The sequence below is a fragment of the Maritimibacter harenae genome (assembly GCF_009882975.1).
GTDB classification, from domain to species: Bacteria; Pseudomonadota; Alphaproteobacteria; order Rhodobacterales; family Rhodobacteraceae; genus Maritimibacter; species Maritimibacter harenae.
The window spans coordinates 56369-64170 of the sequence record NZ_WTUX01000003.1 but is presented as its reverse complement, the minus strand read 5'-3'; the positions used below and the strand labels follow the sequence as shown (position 1 = coordinate 64170).

The 7802-nt window shown below is 60.8% G+C and carries 8 protein-coding genes and 1 pseudogene; 1 reads left to right on the top strand and 8 read right to left on the bottom strand.

The window, feature by feature from the left end; all coding sequences use genetic code 11:
- Window positions 1-319: pseudogene (locus tag GQE99_RS22020) on the bottom strand (PDR/VanB family oxidoreductase); the annotation flags it as partial.
- 542 nt (window positions 320-861) lie between these two features.
- Window positions 862-1062, bottom strand: a complete 201-nt coding sequence (locus GQE99_RS01585; protein ID WP_161349834.1) for a hypothetical protein — start codon at window positions 1060-1062, stop codon at window positions 862-864.
- A 39-nt stretch (window positions 1063-1101) separates the two neighbouring features.
- Here GQE99_RS01585 and GQE99_RS01580 point away from each other — a divergent pair, with 39 nt between their 5' ends.
- Complete coding sequence (locus tag GQE99_RS01580; RefSeq protein WP_328794020.1) at window positions 1102-1545, top strand: LysR substrate-binding domain-containing protein; 444 nt, start codon at window positions 1102-1104, stop codon at window positions 1543-1545.
- 322 nt (window positions 1546-1867) lie between these two features.
- Here GQE99_RS01580 and GQE99_RS01575 read toward each other — a convergent pair whose 3' ends face one another.
- The 6 genes from GQE99_RS01575 to GQE99_RS01550 all read right to left on the bottom strand — a co-directional run bounded on the left by GQE99_RS01575 (window position 1868) and on the right by GQE99_RS01550 (window position 7712).
- Window positions 1868-2587 carry an ABC transporter ATP-binding protein gene (locus GQE99_RS01575; RefSeq protein WP_161349832.1) on the bottom strand — a complete coding sequence of 240 codons (720 nt, stop codon included), beginning with the start codon at window positions 2585-2587 and terminating at the stop codon, window positions 1868-1870.
- Window positions 2587-3333, bottom strand: coding sequence for an ABC transporter ATP-binding protein (locus GQE99_RS01570; protein WP_161349831.1), 747 nt, complete (start codon window positions 3331-3333; stop codon window positions 2587-2589). Before GQE99_RS01570 ends, GQE99_RS01575 begins: the two co-directional genes overlap by 1 nt.
- Window positions 3330-4289, bottom strand: coding sequence for a branched-chain amino acid ABC transporter permease (locus tag GQE99_RS01565; protein ID WP_138421436.1), 960 nt, complete (start codon window positions 4287-4289; stop codon window positions 3330-3332). The genes GQE99_RS01570 and GQE99_RS01565 overlap by 4 nt, the downstream gene beginning before the upstream one ends.
- A gap of 7 nt (window positions 4290-4296) precedes the next feature.
- Window positions 4297-5169 carry a branched-chain amino acid ABC transporter permease gene (locus tag GQE99_RS01560; protein WP_138421435.1) on the bottom strand — a complete coding sequence of 291 codons (873 nt, stop codon included), beginning with the start codon at window positions 5167-5169 and terminating at the stop codon, window positions 4297-4299.
- A gap of 12 nt (window positions 5170-5181) precedes the next feature.
- Window positions 5182-6351 (bottom strand): ABC transporter substrate-binding protein, encoded by a 1170-nt coding sequence (locus GQE99_RS01555; RefSeq protein ID WP_202530541.1) that lies wholly within the window; start codon window positions 6349-6351, stop codon window positions 5182-5184.
- A 92-nt stretch (window positions 6352-6443) separates the two neighbouring features.
- Window positions 6444-7712, bottom strand: coding sequence for an aminomethyl transferase family protein (locus tag GQE99_RS01550; protein WP_161349830.1), 1269 nt, complete (start codon window positions 7710-7712; stop codon window positions 6444-6446).
- Window positions 7713-7802 lie beyond the last annotated feature (90 nt).

Below are 7802 nucleotides of genomic sequence, written 5' to 3'. Positions count from 1 at the left end.
TACCGGACTTTTCGAGCACAACGTCAAATGCCTTGTCGTCTTCGCGCACCACGTCGACCGGCTTGAAGTCTTCGAAGTTCACGCGCCCCTCTGGCCAGTGGCCGGAGATCGCCTCGATCTCCTCCATCAATGGCGCCGGCCCGCAGCAATAGACATGCATCTTCTTGGGCTCTTCGAAATGGTCCCAGAAATCGTAGACCTTCTCCGGGTCGCCTTCGTCGTGATGCACCAAANCGTCGAGGTATGCCGTGTCCTCCGGGCTGCGCGTGCAGTAGATGATATTGAAGGGCTTGCCCTCGCGATCGAGTTGCTGCGCCATGGAGTAGATCGGCGTCACCCCGATCCCACCGGCGATCAGCAGATATTCGTTAGCCTCGCCCATGGGAAAATCGTTCTCGGGCGGCTCGACACGCAGTTCCGTGCCCACGGTCGCCTCGTCGTGCATGGACGCCGACCCCCCACGCGATTCCGGCTCCCGTTTGACCGCGATCTTGTACNTGCCATCATTGATCAGCGAATACCGGCGCATCGCCTTCGATGGCGTCTCTATCGTCACGTGCGCCCCGGGCTCGAACGTCGGCAGCTCGGCACCGTCCAAAGGAGCGAGCGTGAATTCGCAAATCTGCTCGGTCAACGGCCGCCGAGCTTCGACGCGCATGGTCAGATCGGTCATGAACCACCTCCTTCAAGCGCTCCCGCCGAACCCCGTGTCATACGGATCGTGGGCGCCAGAGAACATATATTTAGATTGCTAATTTGTTGTCAAGAGTTATGGAAAAGTTGTTTCCGCCTATGTGTTCGCTTTTCAGTTGCTACCCTTTGACCTGAAAACGCTCTCCGCAAAACCCGGGCAAGTCCATATCACAGTGCTTCTGTGCCCGTGCGCACCATCACGAAGTCGAAGCGGGACGACCAGATGGCGTCATCGTCGATCATGCGGTCGAACGGTGCGACGAGGGATCGTTTGAGGCCGAAGACGTTCACCCGGACGTCACGGTCGAATTCTCGACCCGCATTCCCCTCGCAACCTCGCTCCGGCCCCGGCATCCTTCCTGCCGTCATTGAGAAGTTCCGGGGGGGGGGGGTGCTCGTTGAGAACGGCTGATCCAACTGGATCTTCGCGCCATCGCGACACCTGAAATTGCCGAAGCCGTGCTTGCCGACGACAAGGACATGCTCCGCCAGACCCACGTTCTGCTGCACGTCACCGAACGCGTCATCTGGGCGAGCCTTTTCGAGATCCCAGCTCTGCCCGGGCTGCGGTCCCGCCCTCTGCTCACGTTCGAGAACTACACGATGTTCCTGCAGACGGTATCACGCGGACTAGGCATCGCGCTCGCGCCGGTCCAACTGATCAAAAACGACCTCGCCAAGGGTCGGCTGGTAACGGTTTCCGACATGGCGGTTAAGTCGCGTAGCGTCGGATACCTGGTCTACCAGCAGCAGATGGAGAACTACCCGCCGCTCGTCGCGTTTCGCGACTGGCTTCGGGAGACCATCGCGGACGACATCGCAAGGACGAATGGCGGGGGCGATCGGCAATGATCACGCGGCTCCGGCGAGGCCCTTCATGCGATTTGGGAATGTGTCGCGCATGTTCCGCCTGCGCTAGCGAAGTACGCTCGCCGCCTTTAATCGCCGCTCGCGCGCAGATACGGCAAGCTGCGCTACAACTGGAGCAACAGGATAGAAATCATGTCCGGCCGGCTCAAATAACGGAACCCCAAAAATTTCGCACTCATTTCTGATCAGTATCAGGAGTCAAGACCAGTCGGCTTGGTTGATGTTCGCTCCGTGACGGCGAGGATCGTGCTTAGTGCGTCGACGATGCCAGGGTGATAACATTGGTCTGTGCCGTAGGCGTCTCCTATTCGTTTTCTGAAGAGACGGCCGACAAGCCGATAGCACTTTCCAGCACGTCCGGCCGGCCGCGCAACTCATCGGTCGTGCCCGAGAAGACCATCTGACCCCGCTGCACTACCAATGCGCGGTCGCAGAAATCCAGAACGGTGGCCACGTGCTGCTCGACAAGGACGCAGCCGAGGCCTGTTTCCTCGACCATTTTCCGTACCGACTTCATGACGTCTTGCGCCAGGGTTGGCGAAAGACCTTCGAGCGGCTCGTCCAGCATTAAAAAGTCGGGCTTCGTCATGATTGCCCGTGCGATGGACAGCATTTGCTGTTCGCCGCCGCTGAGATCGGCGCCGAGATTCTGCATCCTCTCGCCAAGCCTGGGGAACAGTTTCACCGCCAGCTTGGTCCGATCGCGCTCGGCGCTGGCGACAATGAGGTTTTCGCGCACCGTAAGCGACCGGAACACGTCACGAGTCTGCGGCACGACCGCGACACCAAGTTGATTGCGTTGGTAGGCCGGCATGCCGGTTACGTCGACCCCGTCGATTTCGACCGTTCCGTGGTGGACTTTAGCGTCCCCCATCATGGCGCGCAGGATCGTGGTCTTTCCTGCCCCGTTGCGCCCGAGAATGCCCAGTTTCTCACCGGGGCTGAGCCGCACCGTGATACCTTCCACCGCAACAGTGCGACCATAGCCCGCATCAACGCTGTTCCATGCGATTTCCTTCGCCATCAGCTTGCCTCACCCAGATACATTGCCCGCACGTCCTCGTTCGCTGCGATTTCGTCCGGGGTTCCCGTGCAGAACACCCCGCCACTCACCAGAACGATGATGCGACGTGCAAAGCGGAATACGAGGTCCATGTCGTGCTCGATGAACAGGACCCCCAGCTCCGCTGGCAGGTTTTCGATCGCGTCCATGATGATGTGGCTTTCGCTTTGCGGAACACCCGCCGCCGGCTCATCCAACATGAGCACGCGCGGCTCCATGATCAGCGCGACGCCAAGCTCCACCAGTCGCTGCTCGCCGTAGGCAAGCAGGCTGACATCATTGTCCCGGCGATCTTGCAAACGCAGATCGGTCAACACGCGTTCGACGCTCTTCTCGATCAGGTCAGCGCTCCTACCCCCCCAGCCGAAACGATAGGTCATGCCGTTCTTCTGAATCGCGGCAACGCGCAGCGTGTCCGCTACAGTCATGCTGTGAAACAACCGCGTAATCTGAAATGTGCGGATCAACCCGCGATGGGCGCGCTGCCGTTGCGACAGCGCCGTGACCTTGCTCCCGTCGAGCATGACCTCGCCGCCCGTCGGGTCCAGCACACCGCTGATCAAGTTGACGAGCGTTGTCTTTCCCGCGCCGTTCGGTCCTATCAACGCCACCCGGTCGCCCGGGGCGATCGTCAGATCCACGTTGCGGGTAACCTGCAAGCCACCGAAGGATTTCGACAGGTTGCGTACTTCCAGAAGATTGTTCATGTCCGTGCCCCTTCGCGCAGACGGTTCACCGCGGCTTCGAGGCCACCGAACAGGCCCTTCGGCAGGAACAGGACGATCATGACAAGCATCGCCCCGATGAAGAGCATCCAGCGGACCGGATCGACCTCTGCCGCGTAATGGTGGATCATCATGAACACCAAGGCTCCCAGCAAGGCGCCCCAGAGGCGACCTGTTCCCCCCATGACGAGCATGACAAGAATCTCGGCGGAATACGTGACACTCAGCGTGTTCAGCCCGACCACCTGCACGGTCTGGGCCGATAGCGCCCCTGCCAAGCCGGCGATACCTCCGGAGAGGGTGTAAAGCGCGACCCTGTGGGCGAAAATACCCCCGCCGAGGGAGGACACGCGACCTCCGTCATCGCGCACCGCGCGGGCTGTCAGACCAAAGGGGGAGGCCGCGATGTGACGCAGAAGCAGGAAGACAAGCCACAGGACGACCGCCGCGTACCAAAAGGCGAGCCGCCCGTAAAAATCGAACTCGAACCTGCCGAAGAGCGGTTGCATCATGATGCCATAGAGCCCGTCATCCCCGCCGGTGACGGCACGCGACTTGTTGACGATCTCGTATATGATCTGCGTGATCGCGACGGTCATCATCAGGAAGGTCAGGCCGTGGGCACGCATCAGCATTAGTGCCGAGACCAGTGCGACGAGGCCGCCGGCAAGAATGCCTACCACAAGACCGGTCAACGGTTCGGCCCAGACATGCAGGGAATAGAGCGCAGCGGCGTAGGCCCCGGCACCGTACATGGCCGCATGGCCCAGCGTTGCAAGGCCCGCGAAGCCGACAACGAGATCGAGCGACAGGACGAGAAGCGCTGTGATCGCGATCTGGGCCAGAAACGCCTGTTGGTTAGGAAAGATCACGACCAGCGCCACGGCGACGATCGGTATGACCGCGGCGGCGCCAAGGGTTCGTTGGGTGTTTGTCATGGCGGGCCTAGGTCTTGGAGCTGCGCTGGAACAGGCCCTCGGGCCGCCAGCTCAGCACGATGAGCATGAGTGCATAGAGCGCGATGGTCGCGAATTCCGGGGCGAGGTATTTGCCTGCGGTTTCAACTGTCCCGAGCAGGATGGCGGCAACGAAGCTGCCCGCCATATTGCCCGGTCCGCCCACGGCGACGACCGCAAGGAAGAGCACGAGGTACTTCAGCGGATAATATGGCTCCACAGGCAAGAGCTCCGCGCCGGCGACCCCGCCTAGCCCGGCCAGCGCCGCGCCGATGGCGAATGCGGCGGCATAGACCCGGCGGGTGTTGATCCCCAGTTCACCCGCGGCACGCGGGTTATCCACGGTCGCCCTCAGTTTGACGCCGAAACGCGTGCGCTCAAACAGAAGCCAGATCCCCGCGAGTGACAAGAGCCCCAAAACCAGGGGAACGAACCGCTGCGTCGGCATGCTGCGGAAACCGAGATCGGTCGATCCGCGAAGAAACTCCGGCAGACGGATCGGGACCAGGGAATTGCCAAAGATCATGCCCGACAGGGCGATCCCCATGAATACGAGGCCGATTGTCAACAGAACCTGGTCCAGCTCGGGCCGGGCATAGACGCGGCGCACGAGCGCGATTTCAAGGCCGAAGGCAATGATCCCCGCGACCGCCGCCGCGAGAATCAGCGCGAGGACGTAGGGTAGTCCTAGCGCAGTAACAAAGGTGGCGGCCGCATATCCCCCGACCATCGCGAACGTCCCGTGGGCAAGGTTCACGAACCGCATGAGGCCAAGAGTGACCGTAAGACCGACCGACACCATGAACAGGACGAGCCCGTACGAAATGCCGTCGATCAGGATGCTTGCGATGAGCGAGAGCATGCGACCGTTCCCTTAGTCCTGCACGCCGTAGTCAGGCTGTGCTTCGTAGGTCTTGATCTCGCGGTTCACGAGACGACCATTCTCTTCCTGCTCGACCACACGGATATACACGTTCTGGATGATATCCCGAGTTTCGGCATCGATCGTGATCGGGCCCCGCGGGCTTTCCCAGCTGGCTCCGGAGATGGCGGCGATGGCCGCGTCCGGGTCCGGCTGACCTTCGGTCGCGCGGATCATCTCGTAAAGCGCATGAGTGCCGTCGAAAGCCGATACCGTGGCTGGGTTCGGCTCTGCGTCCGGGAACAGCTCCGCGAGCTTTTCCTTGAACGCCTCGTTCTCAGGCGACTCGTGCGCAGCGGAGTAGAAGTAGCCGGTTTCAAGCCCGATAGCAGCCTCACCCAGTGATTGCAGGTCGACTTCTTGTGTCTCGGACGTACCGACGAAGGCGATCCCCGCGTCATCCAGACCGTTGTTTCGGTAAGCGTTGACGAAGCTGTATGTGGGCGGGCCGTAGGGCAGGAACACGAACAGCGCATCCGGCTCCTGCAACTGGATCGACTGCAGGTAGGGGCCGAAATCAGTCGTCGAAAGTGGCATGCGGATGGTCTCTAGCACCTCGCCACCTCCCGCTTCGAAGGCTTTCACGAAACTGGTTTCGGCATCCACGCCAGGGCCGTAATCGCTCACGGCCGTCACCACGGTACGGTATCCCTTTTCGAGCGCGTTCTGCGCCGTCGGGACGGACACTTGCGGAAGCGTGTTCGAAGTGCGCACGTAGTACGGCGATTGCGACACCACGGCCGAGGCCGACGCGTTGAAGATAACCGTAGGTATTTTCGCTTGGGCAGAGATGCCCGCTGCCGCAATGGCATTCGGCGTAAACACGAAGCCCGCCAAGTATTGCACTCCGTCACGCGCGACCAGTTCCTGCGCAAGGGCTCGCGCCCGCCCCGGATCAGGGGCTTGCAGGTCGCGGTAGATGAACTCGACCTCGATGTCGTCTGTTGGCTGCCCGTTCATGGCAACGTAGGTTTCCACGCCTTGCCGGAACGGTTCTCCGAACGAGCCTGAAAACGGACCCGAGAAGGGGCCGATCACGCCGACCTTGACGGTTTCGGCCATGAGTGGCGCTGTCGAAATGGCCGCCACTGCGGCGGCTAGTAGAAGTTTCGTGAGTTTCATGGGGTCCTCCCTTTCCAATATCCGGTTCGAGCGCATCTTTGCGCCCGCCGGTCCTATGCAGCGCCCCATCAAGGCAGCGGGACGCTGCTACGTCAGTAAGATGCTCGACGGTTGTCCTGCTTATAGGGGGCGGGTTGGACGGTGGCCCGGATGTTGATCTGCGGGTGTCCCGGGTTGCCCCATACGACTTCCACCTCATTGCCAATCTCGGCCTCGGCCACATCGATCGTGCAAAGCGAGAGCATTTCCCGAAAGAAATACGAGTAGCCGCGCGAGGTGGTCGTGCCGACGTCTTTGCCGTTCTTCAGAACCCGGTCGCAGTACATGAAGCCGCGCTGATCCCGCGGGATTTCCATCCAGTCGTAGGGCGTTTCCTTGCCGAAAAGCGAGGCGAAGACCTTAATCACGTCCTCAGGGTTCCAAACCAGGGTGCGGATCACCCTGCGTGGGTTGGCTTTTTCTTCGGCCAGCGCGTCGCGACCGATGAAATCGTGACCAAGGTGGATGCGATTGGCCCAGCCCAGTTCAACGGGGCTGCGATACCAGTCCGAAACCTTCTGACCCTCAAAGCTGCCCGCGACGTTGAAAGTCGAGGCGAAGGCAGGCATCGCCGAACGGAACTCTTCAAGATACCCGGCCATCTCCGGTTCAAAGATCGCTGGGAGGTAATCGGTCACGATGGTCGGGAAGCAGGCTTCGAGGTGGTTGATGAAAGCCGCACGCCCGCCAAGTTTGCGGATGCCGAATTCCTGGCCGGCCTCGAGGATCGCGTCGTAAACTTCCTGGCTTTTGTTGATGTCGCCTTGAAGCTCGAACCCGAGTTCACCGGCCATGCCCTGACGCAGTGCCACTACGTCGCAGCCAGCGATCTTGATGTGGCCGTTATACATGAACTTCACGTCGCGCAGCTTCTGTCCGCAGGCCTTTTCGACGACGTGGATCGCGTCGGGCCCCTGAACCTGAAAATTGAACCAGTCGTCGGCTTCAGACGTCGCGTTGTAGTCGCCGTGGCGCATCTTGTAGTCGACCCAGAAAGTGCCCCGGCCGAAATGCATGAACTCGTCCTCGCCCAGCCGCGTCAGGATGCCCTCGGCGATCAGCTTGCCATTCTCGTCGGTGTGAATGACGTGCTTGGACTGATTGAGCTCGAACTTCTCGAAGTTGTTAACCGAGGTGTCCGCGAACAGCTTGAGCGCGTCCGGGCCCCGGAACCGGCGCTCCCAAAGGAACGACCAGTCGCCTATGTAGCACCCTTCCTTCCAGGACATGCTTTCATCCTGCCAGTCGGTGTACTCGGGCTGGCCCCATCGCGTCGTGAAATAGCCTTCCGGCGTGCGCCTCAATGTATCTACTTGGTTCATCTCTTCTTCCTCCAGTTGACAGCAGGCACAGAATCTCCGTTCGCTTTCGACGAGGTCAAAGCGGTGGGGCGCGCCGGCGATTTCGGGTTA